Source organism: Pseudomonas sp. CC120222-01a (genome assembly GCF_003097235.1).
Lineage (GTDB): Bacteria > Pseudomonadota > Gammaproteobacteria > Pseudomonadales > Pseudomonadaceae > Aquipseudomonas.
Window position 1 is genome coordinate 87,124 of record NZ_QEQQ01000019.1, and the last position, 21,297, is coordinate 108,420.

The 21,297-nt window shown below is 63.7% G+C and carries 20 protein-coding genes; 9 read left to right on the forward strand and 11 right to left on the reverse strand.

The window, feature by feature from the left end; genetic code table 11:
* Positions 1–2 precede the first annotated feature (2 nt).
* On the forward strand, positions 3–1,259 hold the full coding sequence (locus N430_RS21865) for an FAD/NAD(P)-binding oxidoreductase (RefSeq protein WP_371922788.1): 1,257 nt from the start codon (positions 3–5) through the stop codon (positions 1,257–1,259).
* Positions 1,256–2,074 carry a sulfite exporter TauE/SafE family protein gene (locus N430_RS21870; RefSeq protein WP_110638913.1) on the forward strand — a complete coding sequence of 273 codons (819 nt, stop codon included), beginning with the start codon at positions 1,256–1,258 and terminating at the stop codon, positions 2,072–2,074. The genes N430_RS21865 and N430_RS21870 overlap by 4 nt, the downstream gene beginning before the upstream one ends.
* On the opposite strand, the gene N430_RS21875 is transcribed toward N430_RS21870, so the two are convergent.
* On the reverse strand, positions 2,063–2,950 hold the full coding sequence (locus N430_RS21875; protein ID WP_110638914.1) for a LysR family transcriptional regulator: 888 nt from the start codon (positions 2,948–2,950) through the stop codon (positions 2,063–2,065). The genes N430_RS21870 and N430_RS21875 overlap by 12 nt on opposite strands.
* Before the next feature lie 119 nt (positions 2,951–3,069).
* Between N430_RS21875 and N430_RS21880 the strand changes: the two genes are divergently transcribed.
* Entirely contained in the window at positions 3,070–4,716 is a 1,647-nt protein-coding gene (locus tag N430_RS21880; protein WP_110638915.1) for a GMC family oxidoreductase, read from the forward strand.
* A gap of 97 nt (positions 4,717–4,813) precedes the next feature.
* Positions 4,814–6,433, forward strand: coding sequence for an MFS transporter (locus N430_RS21885; protein WP_110638916.1), 1,620 nt, complete (start codon positions 4,814–4,816; stop codon positions 6,431–6,433).
* Positions 6,434–6,610: 177 nt separating this feature from the next.
* Here N430_RS21885 and N430_RS21890 read toward each other — a convergent pair whose 3' ends face one another.
* The 4 genes from N430_RS21890 to glyQ form a co-directional block, all read right to left on the reverse strand.
* On the reverse strand, positions 6,611–7,381 hold the full coding sequence (locus tag N430_RS21890; protein WP_110638917.1) for a 1-acyl-sn-glycerol-3-phosphate acyltransferase: 771 nt from the start codon (positions 7,379–7,381) through the stop codon (positions 6,611–6,613).
* Positions 7,382–7,445: 64 nt separating this feature from the next.
* Positions 7,446–7,973 carry a D-glycero-beta-D-manno-heptose 1,7-bisphosphate 7-phosphatase gene (gmhB, locus tag N430_RS21895; RefSeq protein WP_110638918.1) on the reverse strand — a complete coding sequence of 176 codons (528 nt, stop codon included), beginning with the start codon at positions 7,971–7,973 and terminating at the stop codon, positions 7,446–7,448.
* 3 nt (positions 7,974–7,976) lie between these two features.
* A complete protein-coding gene (gene glyS / locus N430_RS21900) occupies positions 7,977–10,028 on the reverse strand; it encodes a glycine--tRNA ligase subunit beta (RefSeq protein WP_110638919.1) in 2,052 nt (683 codons plus the stop codon).
* Positions 10,025–10,972, reverse strand: coding sequence for a glycine--tRNA ligase subunit alpha (glyQ, locus tag N430_RS21905; protein ID WP_027592054.1), 948 nt, complete (start codon positions 10,970–10,972; stop codon positions 10,025–10,027). Before glyQ ends, glyS begins: the two co-directional genes overlap by 4 nt.
* An 83-nt stretch (positions 10,973–11,055) precedes the next feature.
* On the opposite strand from glyQ, the gene N430_RS21910 reads away from it, so the two are divergent.
* Positions 11,056–11,607, forward strand: a complete 552-nt coding sequence (locus tag N430_RS21910; RefSeq protein WP_110638920.1) for a DNA-3-methyladenine glycosylase I — start codon at positions 11,056–11,058, stop codon at positions 11,605–11,607.
* Between the two features lie 40 nt (positions 11,608–11,647).
* Positions 11,648–12,535 carry a lysophospholipid acyltransferase gene (locus N430_RS21915; protein ID WP_085676573.1) on the forward strand — a complete coding sequence of 296 codons (888 nt, stop codon included), beginning with the start codon at positions 11,648–11,650 and terminating at the stop codon, positions 12,533–12,535.
* A 152-nt stretch (positions 12,536–12,687) separates the two neighbouring features.
* Here N430_RS21915 and N430_RS21925 read toward each other — a convergent pair whose 3' ends face one another.
* From N430_RS21925 to def, 5 genes are read right to left on the reverse strand one after another with little or no spacing between them, the layout of a single operon-like run.
* Positions 12,688–13,002 (reverse strand): tetratricopeptide repeat protein, encoded by a 315-nt coding sequence (locus N430_RS21925; protein WP_110638922.1) that lies wholly within the window; start codon positions 13,000–13,002, stop codon positions 12,688–12,690.
* A gap of 11 nt (positions 13,003–13,013) precedes the next feature.
* A complete protein-coding gene (gene trkA, locus N430_RS21930; protein WP_110638923.1) occupies positions 13,014–14,387 on the reverse strand; it encodes a Trk system potassium transporter TrkA in 1,374 nt (457 codons plus the stop codon).
* Positions 14,388–14,410: 23 nt separating this feature from the next.
* Positions 14,411–15,721 carry a 16S rRNA (cytosine(967)-C(5))-methyltransferase RsmB gene (gene rsmB / locus N430_RS21935; protein WP_110638924.1) on the reverse strand — a complete coding sequence of 437 codons (1,311 nt, stop codon included), beginning with the start codon at positions 15,719–15,721 and terminating at the stop codon, positions 14,411–14,413.
* The gene (fmt, locus tag N430_RS21940) at positions 15,718–16,650 is read right to left on the reverse strand and encodes a methionyl-tRNA formyltransferase (protein WP_110638925.1); all 933 of its coding nucleotides are present in this window, start codon (positions 16,648–16,650) and stop codon (positions 15,718–15,720) included. Before fmt ends, rsmB begins: the two co-directional genes overlap by 4 nt.
* A 60-nt stretch (positions 16,651–16,710) precedes the next feature.
* Positions 16,711–17,217, reverse strand: coding sequence for a peptide deformylase (def, locus tag N430_RS21945; RefSeq protein WP_003260000.1), 507 nt, complete (start codon positions 17,215–17,217; stop codon positions 16,711–16,713).
* 207 nt (positions 17,218–17,424) lie between these two features.
* Between def and dprA the strand changes: the two genes are divergently transcribed.
* From dprA to N430_RS21960, 3 genes are all read left to right on the forward strand, one after another.
* Positions 17,425–18,522, forward strand: a complete 1,098-nt coding sequence (dprA, locus tag N430_RS21950; RefSeq protein WP_110638926.1) for a DNA-processing protein DprA — start codon at positions 17,425–17,427, stop codon at positions 18,520–18,522.
* A 42-nt stretch (positions 18,523–18,564) separates the two neighbouring features.
* Entirely contained in the window at positions 18,565–19,122 is a 558-nt protein-coding gene (locus N430_RS21955) for an L-threonylcarbamoyladenylate synthase (RefSeq protein ID WP_011953122.1), read from the forward strand.
* Between the two features lie 437 nt (positions 19,123–19,559).
* Positions 19,560–19,868, forward strand: a complete 309-nt coding sequence (locus N430_RS21960; protein ID WP_110638927.1) for a DUF3077 domain-containing protein — start codon at positions 19,560–19,562, stop codon at positions 19,866–19,868.
* Positions 19,869–20,222: 354 nt separating this feature from the next.
* Here the strand turns inward: N430_RS21960 and N430_RS21975 are convergent, their stop codons facing one another.
* Positions 20,223–21,200, reverse strand: a complete 978-nt coding sequence (locus tag N430_RS21975; RefSeq protein ID WP_054884412.1) for an NADPH:quinone reductase — start codon at positions 21,198–21,200, stop codon at positions 20,223–20,225.
* Between the last annotated feature and the right edge of the window lie 97 nt (positions 21,201–21,297).

Below are 21,297 nucleotides of genomic sequence, written 5' to 3' on the forward strand. Positions count from 1 at the left end.
CCATGCCTGCCAATGCCGACCACCACAAGGTGGTCATCGTCGGTGCCGGTGCCGCCGGTATCGCCACTGCTTCCAGCCTGATCGCCCGTGACCCGACACTGGACATCGCCCTGATCGACCCTGCCGACGTGCACTACTACCAGCCAGGCTGGACCATGGTCGGCGCCGGCGTCTTCAGTGCGCCGAGCACCGCCCGCACCATGGCCTCGGCCATCCCGCGCGGCGTACGCTGGATCAAGGCGCGCGTCCAGGGCTTCGACCCATCTGCCCAGTTGGTCACCCTGGAGGGAGGCCGCGCCATCAGTTATGAACAGCTGGTGGTCTGCCCCGGCCTCAAGCTCGACTGGGACGCGATCGAGGGGCTCAGCGAAACCCTTGGCCGCAACGGTGTCACCTCCAACTACCGCTACGACCTGGCACCTTACACCTGGGAGCTGGTGCAATCGCTCAAGCAAGGGCGTGCGCTGTTCACCCAGCCGCCGATGCCGATCAAGTGCGCTGGTGCGCCGCAAAAAGCACTGTACCTGTCCTGCGACCATTGGCTGCGCAGTGGTCGGCTGGGCGACGTGAAAGCCAGTTTCTTCAATGCCGGTGCCGTGCTGTTCGGCGTTCCCGACTACGTGCCAGCCTTGATGGCCTACATCGACAAGTACGGCGTTAACCTCAATTACAGCCATCGTCTGGTGGCCGTGGATGGGCCCAACCAGCGTGCCACCTTCGTGCGTACGCTAGCCGACGGCAGCAGTGAAACCCGTACCGAAGCCTTCGACATGCTGCACGTGGTGCCGCCGCAGGTTGCCCCGGACTTCATCCGCCAGAGCCCCTTGGCCGATGCCGCCGGCTGGGTTGACGTCGACCCGCATACCTTGCGCCACCGTCAGTTCGGCAACGTCCACGCCCTGGGCGATGTGGCCAACACCAGCAATGCCAAGACTGCTGCGGCTGCGCGCAAGCAGGCGCCAGTGGTCGCCAACAATGTGCTGGTAGCGCTGGGCCGCCTCCCTACCCTGGCCCAATACGACGGCTATGGCTCCTGCCCACTGACTGTCGAGCGCGGCAAGATCGTCCTGGCCGAGTTCACCTATGGCGGCAAGGTCGCACCGAGCTTCCCTCGCTGGCTGCTCGATGGGCGCCAGCCGACACGCCTGGCCTGGCTGCTCAAGGCTCGGGTGCTGCCGCCGTTGTACTGGCAAGGGATGCTCAAAGGCCGTGAGTGGCTGGCGCGCCCGCAACCGTTGGACACCGAGGCCGCACAGTGATCGAACATCAACTGCTGGGCGCAGGCCTGGGCGCGATCATCGGTGCGGTGCTGGCGCTGACCGGCGCCGGTGGTGGCATCCTGGCAGTGCCGCTGCTGGTGTTCGGGTTGGGCCTGTCGATGGTCGAAGCGGCACCCATCGGGTTGCTTGCCGTCGGGCTTGCTGCGGCGGTGGGTGCGATACTTGGCTTGCGCGAAGGGCTGGTGCGTTATCGCGCTGCCCTCTTCATCGCCTTGATCGGTATCGCAGCGGCACCGTTCGGCCTGATGCTGGCCCACCGCTTGCCCAATACACCCTTGGCGCTGGTGTTCGCTGCCGTGCTGATCTATGCCTGCCTGCGCATCTGGCGCAAGGCGGCCAAAGAGCTGCGTGGCGAAGGCAGCGAAGCCCATCGCTACATCGAGCCCTGCGTACTGAACCCATTGCAGGGGCGCTTGCGCTGGACGTTACCCTGCGCTCGTGCCCTGGCGTTTACCGGGGCTATGTCCGGCTTGCTCTCCGGCCTACTCGGGGTCGGCGGCGGCTTTGTGATCATCCCCGCCTTGAACCGCTACACCAACCTGCGCATGAAGAGCATCGTCTCGACTTCCCTGGCCGTCATCGCGCTGGTTTCCACGGGGAGCGTGGTCAGCGCCAGCGTGGCCGGAGTGATGCACTGGCGGATTGGCGCACCTTTTGCCATCGGAGCAGTGATCGGCCTGTTGCTGGCCCGACCCCTGGCGGCAAAGATCGCCGGGCCCCGCCTGCAGCAGATGTTCGCTGTCGCCGGTTGGCTGGCGGCCTTGCTACTGGCCGGCAAGGCGCTACTCGGCTAGCAGCTCGTCCTGTTCCGCCGCGCACAGCGCCAGCAGGTAGTCCCACACCACCCGCAGGCGCACCGACTTGTGCAACTCGCGGCGGGTACAGATCCAGTAGCTGCGCTGGATGGTCTCGCTGGGCAGCACGCGTACCAGTGTCGGGTCGTGGCGAGCCATGTAGTTGGGCAGCACGGCAATGCCGAGCCCTGCCCGTGCGGCGGTTTGCTGGGCGATCACACTGGTGCTGCGGAAGGCCACGTTCGGTGCGCGGCAGAAGCTGTTTAGAAACAGCAGCTCCTGGCTGAACAGCAGGTCGTCGACGTAGCCGATCCAGCTGTGCCGGGCCAGGTCCTCGCGGTTGCGCAGTGGGGGCGCCCGGTCCAGGTAGTCCTGGCTGGCGTACAGCGCCAGGCGGTAGTCGGTGAGCTTGCGGGTGATCAGCAAGTCGGCGTTGGGCCGCTCCAGGTGGATACTGATCTCGGCCTCGCGGTTGAGGATGCTGACGAAGCGCGGTACCGCCACCAGCTCCACCTCCAGCCCCGGATAACGGGCGAACAGCTCGCTCATGCGCGGGGTGAAGAACATGATGCCGATGCCTTCGGTGACGCCCAGGCGAATCTTGCCCAGCGGGGTGATGGCCTGGGTGATTTCTTCCTGTGCCAGCAGGGCAACGTTCTCCATGGCTTCGGCGTGCTTGAGCAGCGCCTGGCCTGACGGGGTCAGTTCATAGCCCTGGGCGTGCTGTACGAACAGTGGCGTGCCCAGGCTCTTCTCGATGCTTTCGATATGCCGGGCGACCGTGCTGTGGGTGGTATTGAGGCGCTTGGCTGCCGTGAGCAGGCGGCCGCTGCGCTGCAACTCGAGGAAAAACCGCAGATCGTTCCAGTCGAACATGCTGATCCTTAGGGCTGTGCTAAAACGCACAACGGCTGCGTGAAATCTCGTGTTTCCTTGGCGAAATTACTCACTAAGATGGATCGGGACAAGAATAATAATCAGGCGCGAGGTTGCACATGCCATCAGCCGATTCTGTCTTCGACTACGTGGTCGTAGGCGCTGGTCCTGCCGGTTGCCTGCTGGCCAATCGTTTGTCCGCCGACCCTTCCTGCCGCGTATTGCTGCTCGAAGCCGGTGGCCGCGACAACTATCCCTGGATTCACATCCCCGTCGGTTACCTCTACTGCATCGGCAACCCCCGCACCGACTGGTGCTTCAAGACCGAAGCACAGCCCGGCCTGCTCGGTCGCGCCTTGGGATATCCACGGGGCAAGGTGCTGGGTGGTTGTTCGTCCATCAACGGCATGATCTACATGCGTGGTCAGGCCGCCGATTACGACCATTGGGCCGAGCAAGGCAACGAGGGCTGGGCCTGGAATGATGTGCTTCCGTTGTTCAAGGCCAGCGAGAACCACTTTGCCGGCGCCAGCGAACACCATGGCGGTGAGGGTGAATGGCGGGTCGAGCGCCAGCGCTACAGCTGGCCAATCCTCGATGCCTTCCGTGACGCTGCCGAACAGAGTGGCATCGGCAAGGTCGACGACTTCAATACCGGCGACAACCAGGGCTGTGGATACTTTCAGGTCAATCAGCGCAGCGGCGTGCGTTGGAACGCTTCCAAGGCCTTCCTGAGGCCGATCAAGGACCGCCCCAACCTCACCGTGCTGACCGGCGTGGAGGTTGACCAGGTGCTGTTGAACAACACCCGTGCCCGTGCAGTGAAGGCGCAGTGGCAAGGCGCCTGGCATGAGTTTGCTGCGCGCCGCGAGATCATCCTCTGTGCTGGCGCCGTCGGCTCGCCCGGCATTCTCCAGCGCTCGGGTATCGGCCCGCGCAAGCTGCTCGAAAGCCTGGGCATCGGTGTGCGCCACGATATGCCTGGCGTTGGCGGAAACCTGCAGGATCACCTGCAGCTGCGGCTGATCTACCAGATCCGCAACACCCGCACGCTTAACCAGATGGCCAACAGCCTGTGGGGCAAGCTGGGCATGGGCCTGCGCTATCTCTACGACCGCAGTGGCCCGCTGGCCATGGCGCCGAGCCAACTGGGTGCCTTCGTACGCTCGAGCCCGGAGCAGGCCACGCCCAACCTGCAGTACCACGTGCAGCCGCTGTCACTGGAGCGCTTCGGCGAGCCGCTGCATCAGTTTCCGGCCTTCACTGCCTCGGTGTGCAACCTGCGCCCGGCCAGCCGCGGGCGCATCGACATCCGCAGCGCCGATATGCACAGCACGCCGCGGATCGATCCGAACTACTTGAGCGATCCCCAGGACCTGCGCGTTGCCGCCGATGCCATCCGCATGACCCGGCGCATCGTCCAGGCCCCTGCCCTCGCCGCGTTCGATCCCCAGGAATACCTGCCAGGCCCGTCCCTGCAAACCGAGGAAGAACTGTTCGACGCCGCCGGCAAGATCGGCACCACCATCTTCCACCCGGTCGGCACCTGCCGCATGGGCAACGGCGAGCTGGACGTTGTGGATAACCAGCTGCGCGTGCACGGCATCCCTGGCTTGCGTGTGGCCGACGCCTCGATCATGCCGCAGATCACCTCCGGCAATACCTGTTCACCCACCCTGATGATCGCCGAGAAGGCGGCGCAACTGATCCTCAAAGGAGCCGCAACCCAGACCTACCTGAACGAAGACGCAGTACCGACCCCCTGACCCGGGAGCGTGCAACACCGGCAGCTCGCGGTCACAAGCTGCCGACAGTGGAACAACAAGAATAATCACTGTGGCCTGCGGGCCGAGGACAGCAACGATGTCGGATTACATCCAAGAGCAGGGTGCGGCGGCGAGTACCTCCAGCCGTCGTGAAGAACGCAAGATCATTTTCGCGTCATCCCTCGGGACGGTGTTCGAGTGGTATGACTTTTTTCTCTATGGGGCGCTGGCTGCTGTCATCAGCAAGCAGTTCTTCGCCGGGGTAAATGACACCACGGCCTTCATTTTCGCCCTCATGGCCTTTGCCGCCGGCTTCCTGGTGCGGCCGTTCGGTGCGCTGGTGTTTGGCCGCCTGGGCGACATGATCGGGCGCAAGTACACCTTTCTGGTGACTATCGTCTTGATGGGCCTGTCGACGTTTGCTGTCGGTCTGCTGCCCACCTACGCCAGCATCGGCATCGCGGCACCGATCATCCTGGTGATCCTGCGCATGCTCCAGGGGCTGGCCCTGGGCGGGGAATACGGCGGTGCTGCCACCTACGTGGCCGAGCACGCGCCACCTGGCAAGCGTGGCTTCCACACCGGTTTCATCCAGTCCACTGCGACCCTGGGCCTGCTGCTGTCATTACTGGTAGTACTGGGCAGCCGCTACATCAGTGGTGACCAGTTCGAGACCTGGGGCTGGCGCCTGCCGTTCCTGCTGTCGATCTTCCTGTTGGCGATCTCCACCTGGATCCGCATGAGCATGCACGAGTCGCCGGCCTTTGTGAAAATGAAGGCCCAGGGCAAGGTCAGCAAGTCGCCGATCCGTGAGTCGTTTACCTCCTGGCCCAACCTGAAGGTCGTGCTCACCGCGCTGTTCAGTATCAATGCCGGGCAAGCCGTGACCTTCTACACGGCGCAGTTCTACGTGCTGTTCTTCATGACCCAGATGCTCAAGATGGACCCGGCCCAGGCCAACACCTTGCTCATTATCAGCGTGGTCATCGGTGCGCCGTTCTTCGTGTTCTTCGGGTGGCTTTCCGATCGCATTGGGCGCAAGCCTATCCTGATGCTCGGCCTGCTGCTGGCCACCGTGCTGTACTTCCCGATGTTCAAGGCCCTGAGCCACTACGCCAACCCGCAGATCGATGCGGCCAGCCGTCAGGCGCCAATCGTGGTCACCGCCGATCCGCAAGGCTGTACCTTCCAGTTCGACCCGGTTGGCAAGGCGCGTTTCGACAGCCCGTGCGACAAGGTCAAGACCTTCCTGGTCAAGCAGGGCCTGCCGTACAGCTCGGTGAACGTGGCCGGCAGTGATGTGGTGGTGAACATCGGCGACAAGACCATCAACGGCTTCGATGAAGCGGCCATGCGCACGGCGATCGATCAGGCGGGCTACCCGGCCAAGGCCGACCCGGGGCAGGTCAACCAGGTGATGGTGGTGGTGCTGATCGTGGCGATGATCCTGATCGCGACCATGACCTACGGGCCGCTGGCGGCGGTGATGGTCGAGCTGTTCCCGACCCGCATCCGCTACACCTCGATGTCGCTGCCCTACCATATCGGCAACGGCTGGTTCGGCGGCTTCCTGCCAACGGTGTCGTTCGCGCTGGTGGTGTATACCGGGGATATCTTCTACGGCCTGTGGTACCCGGTGCTGGTGACCGGCATCAGCCTGGTGGTGGGGATCTTCTGCCTGAAAGAAACCAAGGACGTGGATATCGACAAGGTCTGACGCTATCACCACGCCATAAAAAAACCGGCTGTAAAAGCCGGTTTTTTTATGCCTCGAAAAAACTTATGCACGTTTTTCAGAAAAATGTCACACCAGGAAATAAACAGCTAATTCATACACTTAGCTTCGTATTCGGGCGTTTCAAGAAAAAACTGTTCACAAGTTATCCACAGATGGTCAGGCCATCTGCTCCTGCGGTTTTTCATCCACTGGCGGCAGCGAGCCCATGGCCCGCTGGGTGGCTTCGTTCCATGCCGCAGCACGGTCGTTGAGCTCGGCAATGGCCCGTGGCCCGGTGCCCTCGGCGTACATCGGCTTGCCGATCACCACCTCGATGGTGCCCGAGCGCTTGCCCCAGCCCGTCTTGGGCCAGAACTTGCCAGCGTTGTGGGCAATTGGCAGCACTGGCAACCCGGCATTCACGGCCAGTGCGGTACCGCCCCGGGAGAATTTGCCCACGGTACCGAACGGCACACGGGTACCTTCCGGGAAGATCAGCACCCAGGTTTTCTGTTTGAGCAACTCGTCACCCTTGCTGGCGACCTGGCGCAGGGCTTCCTTGGGGTTGTCGCGGTTGATCGCGATCGGCCTCAGCATGGCCATGGCCCAACCAAAGAACGGCACATACAGCAGCTCGCGCTTGAGCACCTGGCTCAGCGGCGAGAAGTACTGGGAAAGGAAGAAGGTTTCCCAGGTGCTCTGGTGATTGGACAGGATCACGCAGGGCTCATCCGGTACGTTCTCGGCACCGGTGACCTTGTAGTTGATACCGAGGATGGTGCGCACCAGGAACAATGCGCAACGGCACCAGTACACGTTGATGAACTTGTAGCGCTTGGGGAACGACAAGAACGGCGCGACGAAGAAGCTCAGCGAGCACCACAGCAGCGAACTGGTGCCCAGCAGCAGGTAAAAAAGAAAGATTCTGATCGCCTGCAGGATCGACATAGTGGCAAGTACCGTTGCGGGGCGTGCCCGCCTGGGAAAAATGCGCCCGAGGGCGCATTGTTGTTTAAATAATTTCTCTGGCGATGGCTGCCAGATCGTCGAAAATCAGTGTAGTTTCCGGGACGCCTTTTTCCAGGGTCCGCTCACCCTTGCCGGTTTTCACCAACACGGGTTGTGCACCGACGGCCAGGGCGGCCTCCAGGTCACCTTTGCTGTCGCCGACAAACCAGACGCCTTCAAGGCCCACCTGGTAATGCTCGGCGATCGCCCGCAGCATGCCAGGCTTGGGCTTGCGGCAATCGCAGCCTTCGTCCGGCCCGTGCGGGCAATACACGATGTGGCCTACCTCGCCGCCCTGCTCGGCCACCAGCGCGCGCAGGCGCGCGTGCATGGCCTCGAGGGTTGCCAGCGAGTAATAACCACGGGCGATGCCGGACTGGTTGGTGGCCACGGCCACCGTCCAGCCCGCCTTGCTCAACTGCGCGATGGCCTCGACCGAGCCAGGGATCGGGATCCACTCTTCCAGCGTCTTGATGTAGGCGTCGGAGTCAAAATTGATCACCCCGTCACGATCGAGAATCAGCAGTTTCAAGGTTTACCCCAGCAGCGAAATGTCAGCCACGCCCAGGAACAGGCCGCGCAGGCGGCTGAGCAGGGCATAACGGTTGGCACGGACCTTGGCGTCTTCGGCGTTGACCATCACCGCCTCGAAGAAGGCGTCGACCGGGTCACGCAGGGCCGCCAGGCGGGCCAGCGATTCGCTGTACTGACGGGCGGCTGCCATCGGTTGCACGGCCTGGTCGGCCTGCTGGATGGCCGAGTACAGGGAGAACTCGTTGGCGTTGTCGAAGTACTTCGGCTCGACCTGGTCGGCGATGGCGCCTTCGGCCTTGCTCAGCAGGTTCGACACACGCTTGTTCACCGCGGCCAGGGCTTCGGCTTCCGGCAGCTTGCGGAAGGCCTGCACGGCCTGCACGCGCTGGTCGAAGTCCAGGGCAGAAGCCGGCTTCAGGGCACGTACCGACAGGTAGGTGGCAACGTCGATGCCTTCGTCTTCGTAGCGAGCGCGCAGGCGGTCGAAGATGAACTCCAGCACCTGCTCGGCCAGGCCAGCGGCCTTGACCTTGGCACCGAACTGCTTGACCGCGAACTCGACCGCAGCGCTCAGGTCCAGGTCCAGCTGCTTCTCGATGAGGATGCGCAGCACGCCCAGGGCGGCACGACGCAGGGCGTACGGGTCTTTGCTGCCGGTAGGCAGCATGCCGATGCCGAAGATGCCGACCAGGGTGTCGAGCTTGTCGGCGATGGCCACGGCAGCACCGGTGAGGGTCTGCGGCAGCTCGGCGCCAGCACCGCGCGGCATGTACTGCTCGTTCAGGGCCAGGGCGACGTCTTCCGGCTCACCGTCGTTGAGCGCGTAGTAGTAGCCGGCAACACCCTGCATTTCAGGGAATTCGCCGACCATCTCGGTTGCCAGGTCGCACTTCGACAGCAGGCCGGCACGGCCAGCGCGCTGGGCGTCGCCGCCGATCAGCGGGGCAATGAAAGCAGCCAGCCTGGAAACGCGCTCGGCCTTGTCGTAGACAGTGCCCAGCTGGGCCTGGAAGACAACGTTCTTCAGGCGCTCGTTGAAGGTTTCCAGCGGCTGCTTCTTGTCTTGCTTGAAGAAGAACTCGGCGTCGGTCAGGCGTGGGCGCACGACCTTCTCGTTACCCTGCACGATCTGCTTGGGGTCACGGCTCTCGACGTTAGCCACGGTGATGAAGCGCGGCAGCAGCTTGCCTTCGCTGTCCAGCAGGCAGAAGTACTTCTGGTTGTCCTGCATGGTGGTGATCAGGGCTTCCTGCGGCACTTCGAGGAAACGCTCCTCGAACGAGCACACCAGCGGCACCGGCCATTCGACCAGGGCAGTCACTTCGTCCAGCAGCGCCGGCGGCACGATGGCGCTGCCTTCCTGCTGCATGGCCAGCTCGGCGGTGCGCTTGCTGATCAGCTCGCGACGCTCGGCGAAGTCGGCCAGCACGTAGGCCTTGCGCAGGTCTTCGACGTAGTTGGCCGGGGTGGTGATGACCACGTTTTCCGGGTGGTGGAAGCGGTGGCCACGGGATTCACGGCCGGCCTTCTGCGACAGGATGGTGCAGTCGACCACCTGGTCGCCGAGCAGCATCACCAGCCATTGGGTCGGGCGCACGAACTCTTCACGGCTGGCGGCCCAGCGCATGCGCTTGGGGATCGGCAGGTCGTTGAGCGAATCCTCGACGATGGTCGGCAGCAGGCTTGCAGTGGCCTTGCCCGGGATGTGCTGGGAGAAGCGCAGCTTGGCGCCGCTCTGGTCGATTTCGGCCAGCTCTACGCCGCACTTCTTGGCAAAGCCCAGGGCAGCCTGGGTCGGCTCGCCGTCTTTGAAGGCCGCCTGCATGGGCGGGCCATCGATGTTGATGCTGCGGTCAGGCTGCTGCACGTCGAGCTGACGGATCAGCACGGCCAGACGGCGTGGCGCTGCGTACACCTGCTTGCCGGTGTAGTTCAGGCCTGCGGCCTGCAGGCCCTTCTCGATGCCGGCCAGAAAGGCGTCGCCGAGGCTGGCCAGGGCTTTTGGTGGCAGCTCTTCGGTGCCCAGTTCTACCAGGAAATCTTGAGCACTCATTGTGCAGCCTCCAGCTTCGCCAACACTTCGTCACGCAGTTCAGGGGTGGCCATCGGGAAGCCCAGGCGTGCGCGGGCTTGCAGATAGCTTTGCGCCACGTCCCGGGCCAGGGTACGTACGCGCAGGATGTAACGCTGGCGCTCGGTTACCGAGATGGCGCGGCGGGCGTCCAGCAGGTTGAAGGTGTGCGAGGCCTTCAGGACCATTTCATAGGTCGGCAGCGGCAGCTCCAGCTTGATCAGGCGGTTGGCTTCGCTTTCATAGAAGTCGAACAGTTCGAACAGCTTCTCGACGTTGGCGTGCTCGAAGTTGTAGGTCGACTGCTCCACTTCGTTCTGGTGGAACACGTCGCCGTAGGTGACCTTGCCGAACGGGCCGTCTGCCCAAACCAGGTCGTAGACCGAGTCGACGCCCTGGATATACATCGCCAGGCGCTCGAGGCCGTAGGTGATTTCACCGGTGACCGGGTAGCACTCGATGCCACCAACCTGCTGGAAGTAGGTGAACTGGGTGACTTCCATGCCGTTCAGCCAGATTTCCCAGCCCAGGCCCCAGGCGCCCAAGGTCGGCGACTCCCAGTTGTCTTCGACGAAGCGGATGTCGTGGACCAGCGGGTCCAGGCCGATGGCTTTCAGCGAGCCGAGGTACAGCTCCTGGAAGTTGGCCGGGTTCGGCTTCAGGACCACCTGGAACTGGTAGTAGTGCTGCAGGCGGTTGGGGTTTTCGCCATACCGCCCGTCGGCAGGGCGACGGCTAGGCTGCACATAGGCGGCGTTCCAGGTTTCTGGACCCACGGCGCGCAGGAATGTAGCGGTGTGGAAAGTGCCGGCGCCTACTTCCATATCGTAGGGCTGAAGCACCACACAACCTTGAGCTGCCCAGTAGTTTTGCAGGGCGAGGATCAGGTCTTGGAAGGTACGCACGGCTGGCGTAGGCTGGCTCACGAAATTCACCTGTATCTGGGGATGCGGATGTAAAGAGCGGGAGTATAACCTGATTCGCCTCGCCCTCTACTCATTGGAGCCTTATGCCACGCTGCTTTTGGTGTACCGACGATCCGTTGTACCAGGCCTACCACGACCAGGAATGGGGAACGCCACAGCGTGACCCGGCGTTGCTGTTCGAGATGCTTTTGCTCGAAGGGTTCCAGGCGGGGCTTTCATGGATCACCGTTTTGCGCAAACGCGAGCGTTATCGCGAGGTGATGCATGGCTTCGACCCCGTGAAACTGGCGGCCATGAGCGACGAACGGATCGAGGAGCTGATGCTCGACGCCGGCATCATCCGCAACCGCCTCAAGCTCAAGGCTGCCCGGCGCAATGCGCAGGCCTGGCTGGCTGTGGATAACCCCGCCGAGTGGCTGTGGTCGTTCGTGGGCGGCGAGCCGAAGATCAACCATTTCCAGGGCCGTGGCGACGTGCCGGCGGTCACCGACGAAGCCAAGGCCATGAGCAAGGCCCTGCAGAAAGCCGGCTTCACCTTCGTCGGCCCGACCATCTGCTACGCCTTCATGCAGGCCACCGGCATGGTCATGGACCACACCACCGATTGCGATCGCTACGCCGCCTTGTTGCGCTGAGGGGTTACAATGCGCGCCTTGCTGAAATAAGGAATTGCCTGTGGAAAAGTTCAAGGGCGCCCTGATGGTCGGGGTGCTGCGTCTGTTTGCCAAGCTGCCCTGGGGCGCTGTGCAGCGCGTCGGCGCCGGTATCGGCTGGCTGATGTGGAAAGTCCCCAACGGCTCGCGCAATGTCGTGCGCATCAACCTGGCCAAGTGCTTCCCGGAGATGGATCCGGTCGAACGCGAGCAGCTGGTCGGCCGTGCACTGAAGGATATCGGTAAATCCTTCGTCGAAAGTGCCTGTGCCTGGATCTGGCCGCCGCAGCGTTCGCTGGAGCTGGTCAAGGAAGTGCACGGCCTGGAAGTGCTGGAGCAGGCCCTGGCTTCGGGCAAGGGCGTGGTTGGCATCACCAGCCACCTGGGCAACTGGGAAGTGCTCAACCACTTCTACTGCAACCAGTGCAAACCGATCATTTTCTACCGCCCGCCCAAGCTCAAGGCAGTAGACGACCTGCTGCGCGAGCAGCGGGTGCAGATGGGCAACCGCGTGGCGCCTTCGACCAAGGAAGGCATCCTCAGCGTGATCAAGGAAGTGCGTCGTGGTGGCCAGGTGGGCATTCCTGCTGACCCGGAGCCGGCGGAATCGGCGGGTGTGTTCGTGCCGTTCCTGGGCACCCAGGCGCTGACCAGCAAGTTCGTGCCGAACATGCTGGCTGGCGGCAAGGCGGTGGGGGTGTTCCTGCACGCGCTGCGGCTGCCGGATGGGTCGGGCTTCAAGGTGTTCCTGGAAGCGGCGCCGGAAGAGATGTACAGCACCGACGTGAACGTGTCGGCGGCGGCCATGAGCAAGGTGGTCGAGCGTTATGTGCGCGAGTACCCGAGCCAGTACATGTGGAGCATGAAGCGCTTCAAGAAGCGCCCGGCTGGCGAGCCGCGCTGGTATTGAGTTATCCACTGCTCTACTGAAGGCATGAATACATGTCTGCCAGATTTAGCAGGGGCTCTGTGGGAGCGGGCTTGCCCGCGAAGAAGGCACCGCGGTTCATGGCACCGGCTTCGCCGGTGTTCGCGGGCAAGCCCGCTCCCACAGGGATCGCGTCAGCTTGAAGTTTTGTTGAGCTTTTTCAGGAACACGGTCATTTCTTTTTCGGCTTGCTTGTCGCCATGGGCTTGAGCCGCAACAATCCCGTCTTCCCACGCCTTGCGCGCCGCTGCCAGGTCACCGACCAGCTGATACGCCTTCCCCAACAGCTTCCACGCCGCCGAGTACTTCGGGTCCTGTTCCACACACCGCGCCAGGTGCACCGCCGCTTCCGCGCCATTGCCCTCGTCCAGCCAGGCCTTGCCCAGGCCAAATCTCAGCAGCGGGTTATCCACACCCTTGGCCAGCATTTTTTCCAGCGACTCACGCATGCCCTCTTCTCCTAGAAGAAACTCAAGCCGACGTGGAACAGCTTCTCCACATCGCGAATGTGCTTTTTATCCACAACGAACAGGATCACGTGGTCGCCCGACTCGATCACCGTGTCGTCGTGAGCAATCAACACTTCCTCGTCGCGGATGATCGCGCCGATGGTGGTGCCCGGTGGCAAGGCGATGTTTTCCACAGCCTTGCCGACTACCTTGCTCGACTTCGAATCGCCGTGCGCCACCGCCTCGATGGCCTCGGCCGCACCGCGGCGCAGCGAGTGCACGCTGACGATATCGCCGCGACGTACGTGCGCCAGCAAGGTGCCGATGGTGGTCAGCTGCGGGCTGATGGCGATGTCGATTTCGCCGCCCTGCACCAGGTCGACATAGGCCGGGTTGTTGATGATGGTCATGACCTTGCCCGCGCCAAGGCGCTTGGCCAGCAGCGACGACATGATGTTGGCTTCGTCGTCGTTGGTCAGGGCCAGGAAGATGTCGGCGTCGGCGATGTTCTCTTCGAGCATCAGGTCCTTGTCCGAGGCGCTGCCCTGCAGCACCACGGTGCTTTCCAGGGTATCGGAGAGGTGCCGGCAGCGTGCCGCGCTCATCTCGATGATCTTCACCTGGTAGCGGCTCTCGATGGCTTCGGCCAAGCGCTCGCCGATCTGCCCGCCGCCGGCGATGACAATACGCTTGTTGGTCTCGTCGATGCGGCGCAGCTCGCCCATCACGGCGCGGATGTCCTTCTTCGCGGCGATGAAGAACACTTCGTCATCGGCTTCGATCACCGTGTCGCCCCGCGGGGTGATCGGCCGGTCGCGGCGGAAGATCGCCGCCACGCGGGTATCGACGTTGGGCATGTGCGCGCGGATCTGGCGCAGCTGCTGGCCCACCAGCGGGCCGCCGTAATAGGCCTTCACCGCTACCAACTGGGCCTTGCCCTCGGCAAAGTCGATCACTTGCAGCGAGCCTGGGTGTTCGATCAGGCGCTTGATGTAGTTGGTCACCACCTGCTCGGGGCTGATCAGCACATCGACCGGGATGTGGTCGTTGTCGAACAGCTCCTCGCGGGTCAGGTAGGCCGACTCGCGCACCCGGGCGATCTTGGTCGGGGTGTGGAACAGGGTGTAGGCCACCTGGCAGGCGACCATGTTGGTTTCGTCGCTGTTGGTCACCGCCACCAGCATGTCGGCGTCGTCGGCGCCGGCCTGGCGCAGCACCGTCGGCAGCGAGCCGCGGCCCTGCACGGTACGGATGTCCAGACGGTCGCCGAGGTCGCGCAGGCGGTCGCCATCGGTATCGACCACGGTGATGTCGTTGGCTTCGCTGGCCAGGTGTTCCGCCAGCGTACCGCCTACCTGCCCTGCGCCGAGGATGATGATCTTCATCCGCTACTCCCTAACCTTTTTGCTTACCCGCGCGAGGCGGCGATCTTGATCAGCTTGGCATAGTAGAACCCGTCGTGACCGCCCTCCTGGGCCAGCAGCTGGCGGCCGTGGGGCTGGCGCAGGCCGGCTTCGGTGGCCAGGTCCAGCTCACGGGCGCCCGGGGTGCGGGCGAGGAAGGCATCGATCACTTCGGTGTTCTCGGTCGGCAGGCTGGAGCAGGTGGCGTACAGCAGCATGCCGCCCACTTCAAGGGTCGGCCACAGGGCATCGAGCAGCTCGCCTTGCAGCGCGGCCAGGGCCGGAATGTCGTCGGCCTGGCGGGTCAGCTTGATGTCCGGATGGCGACGGATTACACCCGTGGCCGAGCACGGCGCGTCGAGCAGGATGCGCTGGAACGGCTTGCCGTCCCACCAGTTGGCGGTGTCACGGGCATCGCAGGCGATCAGCTCGGCATCCAGCTGCAGGCGGTCGAGGTTCTCGCGCACCCGGGTCAGGCGCTTGGCTTCGAGGTCGATGGCCGTCATGTGGGCCAGGCCCGGTTCGGCTTCGAGCAGGTGGCAGGTCTTGCCGCCGGGGGCGCAGCAGGCGTCGAGCACGCGCTGGCCGGGGGCCAGTTCGAGCAGGTCGGCGGACAGCTGCGCGGCTTCGTCCTGCACGCTGACCCAGCCTTCGGCGAAGCCTGGCAGGCCGCGCACGTCGCAGGCTTCGGCCAGCACGATGCCGTCACGGCTGTACTGGCAGGCGCTGGCGCTGACGCCAGCTTCGGCCAGCAGTGCCAGGTAGGCGTCACGGCTGTGGTGGCGGCGGTTGACCCGCAGGATCATCGGCGGGTGGGCGTTGTTGGCGGCGCAGATGGCTTCCCACTGCTCGGGCCAGAAGGCTTTGAGCGACTTCTGCAACCAGCGCGGGTGGGCGGTGCGCACCACCGGGTCGCGCTCCATGCCGGCGAGCAGTTCCTCGCCCTCGCGCTGGGCGCGGCGCAGCACGGCATTGAGCAGACCCTTGGCCCACGGCTTCTTGAGTTTGTCTGCGCAGCCAACGGTTTCGCCAATGGCGGCGTGGGCCGGAATGCGGGTGTAAAACAGCTGGTACAGGCCGACCAGCAGCAGTGCCTGCACATCGGCATCGGCAGCCTTGAACGGCTTCTGCAGCAGCTGCGCGGCCAGCAGATCCAAGCGTGGCTGCCAGCGGGCAGTCCCGAACGCCAGGTCCTGGGTCAGGCCCCGGTCGCGTTCTTCGACCTTGTCCAACTGTGCGGGCAGCGAGCTGTTCAGCGAAGCCTTGCCGCTGAGCACAGCGGCAAGGGCACGGGCGGCGGCGAGGCGTGGGTTCATTGGCCCAGCACCTTGCCGGCAGCGAACTTCTCACGGCGGCTGTTGAACAGGTCGCTGAAATTCAGCGCCTTGCCACCAGGCAGCTGCAGGCGGGTCAGGCTCAGGGCCTGATCACCGCAGGCGACGACGAGGCCGTCCTTGCTGGCGGAGAGGATCTCGCCCGGGGCACCTTTGCCTGTGGACAAGTTGGCAGCCAGCACCTTCACGCTTTCGCCATCCAGGGTGCTGTGGCACACCGGCCAAGGGTTGAAGGCACGGATCAGGCGTTCCAGCTCGACGGCCGGGCGGCTCCAGTCGATGCGGGCTTCGTCCTTGTTCAGCTTGTGTGCATAAGTGGCCAGGGCATCGTCCTGGACCTCGCCCCGCAGCGAACCGTCCGCCAGGCCGGCGATCGCCTGGACTACAGCCGGCGGGCCCATTTCGGCGAGGCGGTCGTGCAGGCTGCCACCGGTATCGTCGGCGCTGATCGGGGTGACCACCTTGAGCAGCATCGGCCCGGTATCCAGGCCGGCTTCCATGCGCATGACCGTCACGCCGCTCTCGGCATCGCCGGCTTCCACGGCGCGCTGGATCGGCGCCGCACCGCGCCAGCGGGGCAGCAAGGAGGCGTGGCTGTTGATGCAACCCAGGCGCGGGATGTCGAGGACCACTTGCGGCAGGATCAGGCCGTAGGCGACCACCACCATCAGGTCCGGCTTGAGCGCGGCCAGTTCGGCCTGTGCTTCGGCATTGCGCAGGGTTGGCGGCTGGAACACAGGGATGTCATGGGCCACGGCCAACTGCTTGACCGGGCTCGGCATGAGCTTCTGGCCACGGCCGGCAGGGCGGTCGGGCTGGGTGTAGACGGCCACGATCTCGTACGGGCTGTCGAGCAGGGCCTTGAGGTGTTCGGCGGCAAACTCTGGAGTGCCTGCAAAGACGATGCGCATGGAGTTCTCGCTTCCAAAAAGAAAAAGGCTTGCCGGAGCAAGCCTTCTGGGAGGTGGGGATCAGGCTTGCTGGCGGTGCTGCTTTTCCAGCTTCTTCTTGATCCGGTCGCGCTTGAGCTGCGACAGGTAGTCGACGAACAGCTTGCCGTTGAGGTGATCGAACTCGTGCTGCACGCACACCGCCAGCAGGCCTTCGCATTCCAGCTCGTACGGCTTGCCGTCGCGGTCCTGGGCCTTGACCCGCACACGCAGCGGGCGGTCGACGTTCTCGTAGAAGCCCGGGACCGACAGGCAGCCCTCCTGGTACTGGCCCATGTCGTGGGTCAGCTCTTCGACAGTCGGGTTGATGAATACGCGCGGTTCGCTGCGGTCTTCGCTGAGGTCCATGACCACGACCTGCTGGTGCACGTTGACCTGGGTGGCGGCCAGGCCGATGCCAGGGGCTTCGTACATGGTTTCAAACATGTCGTCGATCAGCTGACGCAGGGCGTCGTCGAACACCGTTACCGGTTTGGCAATAGTGCGCAGGCGCGGGTCCGGGAATTCGAGAATGTTCAAGATGGCCATAAGGTCAGGCAGTCACTGTGCGGTCGGTTGAAAACTGAGCACACATAATAAAGGGAAACGGCGATTTCAGCACCTGTGAAAGCTCGGCTAGGGTCTCTATAGGCTTGATAGCTGCCAAATCATGGACAGCTTTTCAAAGTGTTACCCACAAACTTATCCACAGGTTGTGCCACGTAGATGGCCCTGTTTCGATCAAGGATGATCCCCATGCCCACTTACCATTCGTCGCCTTGTCCACCTGCCGAACTGGAGGCCCGATTACGCCTGCATCGCCTGCCCGAGACCGGATTGCGACGTTTTCGCACCTTGCTGGAGGCCTTTGGCAGTGCATCTTCGGCGCTCAGCGCACCCGGCCCCGCCTGGCGCACGTTGGGTATTCCGCAAGCCACCATCGATGCGCGGCGCAGTGCCGAAGTACGTGACGGTGCACTGGCTGCAATGGCCTGGCTAGAGCGCCCGGGCCAGCATTTACTGATGTGGGACGGCCCTGACTACCCCGCATTGCTGAAGGAAATCGACGATGCCCCACCGCTGCTTTTCGTGGCTGGCAATCCGGCGCTGCTCGACCGACCGCAGTTGGCCATTGTGGGTAGCAGGCGTGCCACACCTCCGGCACTCGACACGGCCAGGGCATTTTCCCGCTGCCTGGCGCAGGCCGGTTTCACCATCACCAGCGGGCTGGCCCTGGGCATCGATGGCGCCGCTCATCGGGCGGCGCTGGAGGTCGGAGGGGGCACCATCGGCGTGCTCGGCACAGGCTTGCAAAAACTTTATCCACAGCGCCACCGCGACCTGGCATGCATGATGATCGACATGGGCGGCGCACTGGTGTCCGAGTACCCGCTCGATGCCGGGCCGTTGCCGGGCAACTTCCCGCGGCGCAATCGCATCATCAGCGGCCTGTCGCTCGGCGTGCTGGTGGTCGAGGCCAGCCTTGCCAGCGGCTCGTTGATCACCGCCCGCCTGGCGGCTGAGCAAGGCCGCGAGGTGTATGCGATTCCTGGTTCCATCCACCACCCGGCGGCCAAGGGCTGCCACCAGCTGATCCGCGATGGTGCCCTGCTGGTGGAGAGCGTAGAGCAGATTCTGGAAAGCCTGCGCGGTTGGCAGAACCTGCCGCCAGCTGCTGTGGATAAACCGGCGCATCCGCTGCTTGCCCTGCTGCATGCCGCGCCACAGACTAGCGAGAACCTGGCCCACTTCAGCGACCGGCCGCTGGCCGAGGTGCTGGCGCAACTGACGGAACTGGAGCTTGAAGGGCGGGTCAGCAATGTCGCCGGGCGTTGGTTTGCCCGCGCCGGCTAAGTACACTGCGCGCAAGCAAGGTTAAAAGGCGGAGAGACGCAAATGGTGAGCAGTTTTCGTGTGCAACAAGCCGCACGTGAGATCCGGGCAGGTGCAGTGATCGCCTACCCGACGGAAGCGGTCTGGGGCCTGGGCTGCGACCCGTGGAACGAGGACGCGGTGTATCGCCTGCTGGCGCTGAAGTCGCGGCCTGTGGATAAAGGGCTGATCCTGATCGCCGACAACATCCGCCAGTTCGACTTCCTGTTCGAGGACTTCCCTGAGGACTGGATCGACCGCATGGGCAGCACCTGGCCCGGGCCGAACACCTGGCTGGTACCGCACCAGGACCTGTTGCCCGAGTGGGTGACCGGGCAGCACGACACCGTGGCGCTGCGGGTCAGTGATCACCCGGTGGTGCGCGAGCTGTGTGCCTTGGTCGGGCCGTTGATTTCCACCTCCTGCAACCCGGGCGGGCGCCCGGCGGCCAAGACCCGCTTGCGGGTGGAGCAGTATTTCCATGGCCAGCTGGACCTGGTGCTCGGTGGGGCGCTGGGCGGGCGGAAGAATCCGAGTGTGATTCGCAACCTCGCTACTGGTGAGGTCGTGCGGCCGGGCTGATACATAACCTCAGGACTGGCGCGGGACCCTGTGGGAGCGGGCGTGCCCGCGAACACCGGCGAAGCCGGTGCCATCCATGGCGTTGCCTTCTTCGCGGGCAAGCCCGCTCCCACAGAGGGCCCATTCCCTCGCAGATTTTTCTGAATTTTTCTGGAATGGCTGTCCAGCATGGGCTTTGGGAAATATCCTACGACCCGCGTCCCCTGCCATCACCTTCTCAGTGGGAATCTCTGCCTCTAGGCTTCATCCGTCGCCGAATAACTTGGCGATCGGGTGTGGTAACCCGGAAGTAGGGTGATCTTGGCAGTCTATGGCGGCTGTACGCGGGAGGCTTCGTGCCTGCCGGGGTTTGAGATCTCCCTCCCGGTTTACCACCCCGCGTGCAGCTGCCACCTATCCGTGTGGTAACGAATGGATGCAGCTCTGAAGGAGATCTCATGATGAAAAAGATTGTTCCAGATCCACCCCTACCCTGCACTTCCAGCCGATCTTTCGGCCGCTGTGACGCCGGCCACGAGGCCCTGTTCACCGTCAACCCGAACATAGCTGCTGAAGATGCCTTGGTCCACGTAGCGCTCTACCTGCGCTGCGCCTATGAGACCGGCTACAAAGCCCTGGACTACATGCGCGAAGAAGGTCGCGGCATGTTCTGGTCGAACCTGCATGCGATTGAAATGGCGGAAGGTGTTATCGAGGCGATACTCGATGGCATCGAGACGACGCCTGTGAAGCAGAAGAAGGTGTGAGGGCTGACAGGTGCCTGCCTTGAGACTTGCAGCGTGTATGAGATCGAGCGCCGCCCGCGCGGCGCATCGCGGGCAAGCCCGCTCCCACATTTGTTTCGGGCCAGTCACTCCTATTAGGCCAACAGGGACCGCCTTGGTGCATGACTGGAGACAGCTGGAGCAGCATCAGCGCCCACCGAGATGTATCTCCATGCCAACAAGGCTGCTCCTGTTGGCTTCACAGGAGTGACTGGCCCGAAACAAATGTGGGAGCGGGCTTGCCCGCGATGCGCCGCGCGGGCGGCGCTCGATCTCACAGGCGCTGAAAGCCTAAAGGCAGGCACCTGTTCGCCATGACGCGATCTCCAGCCAGAATCAAGGCAACAAAACCGTAGACCCCACAGTCCTGCGCGCCGACAACTCTTCTTGCGCCTTCGCCGCCTCACTCAACGGATACCGCTGCTGGATATCCACAACCAGCTTCCCACTGCCAATCATCGCAAACAGGTCATCGGCCATGGCCTGGGTATTCTCGGCATTGTTGGCATAGGTCGCCAGTGTCGGCCGGGTCACATACAGCGAGCCCTTCTGCGACAGGATCCCCAGGTTCACCCCGCTCACCGCCCCCGAGGCATTGCCAAAGCTCACCATCAACCCGCGTGGCTGCAGGCAGTCCAGCGAGGTCAGCCAGGTGTCGGCACCGACGCCGTCATACACCACCGGGCATTTCTTGCCATCGGTCAGCTCCAGCACCCGCTTGGCCACGTCTTCGCGGCTGTAGTCGATGGTTGCCCACGCCCCCAGCGCCTTGGCCCGCTCGGCCTTTTCGGCGGAGCTGACGGTGCCGATCAGCTTGGCGCCCAGGGCCTTGGCCCACTGGCAGGCCAGCGAACCGACGCCACCCGCGGCGGCGTGGAACAGGATCACGTCGCCCGGCTTCACCTCATAGGTCTGCTTCAGCAGGTACTGCACGGTCAGCCCCTTGAGCATCACCGCTGCCGCCTGCTCGAAGCTGATGTTGTCGGGCAGCTTGACCAGGTTGGCCTCCGGCAGCGTATGCACCTCGCTGTAGGCACCCAGGGGCCCGCCGGCATGGGCCACGCGGTCACCGACCTTCAGCCGGGTCACGCCCTCGCCCACCGCCTCGACCACGCCCGCTGCCTCGGTGCCCAGGCCAGAGGGCAAGGATGGCGGCGCGTACAGCCCGCTGCGGAAGTACGTGTCGATGAAGTTCAGGCCGATCGCATGGTTGCGCACACGCACCTGCTGCGGCCCGGGTGGGGCGGGGTCGAATTCCACAAGCTGCAGCACTTCCGGGCCGCCATGCTGGCTGAACTGGATACGCTTGGCCATCTCGCACTCCTGTTGTCGGGATCGGGAAAAGGCCTTCTATCGGACGCCTTTGCTTGATCGCCGTCAACTGCGGCGCGCGCGCCGGCGGTGGTATGCT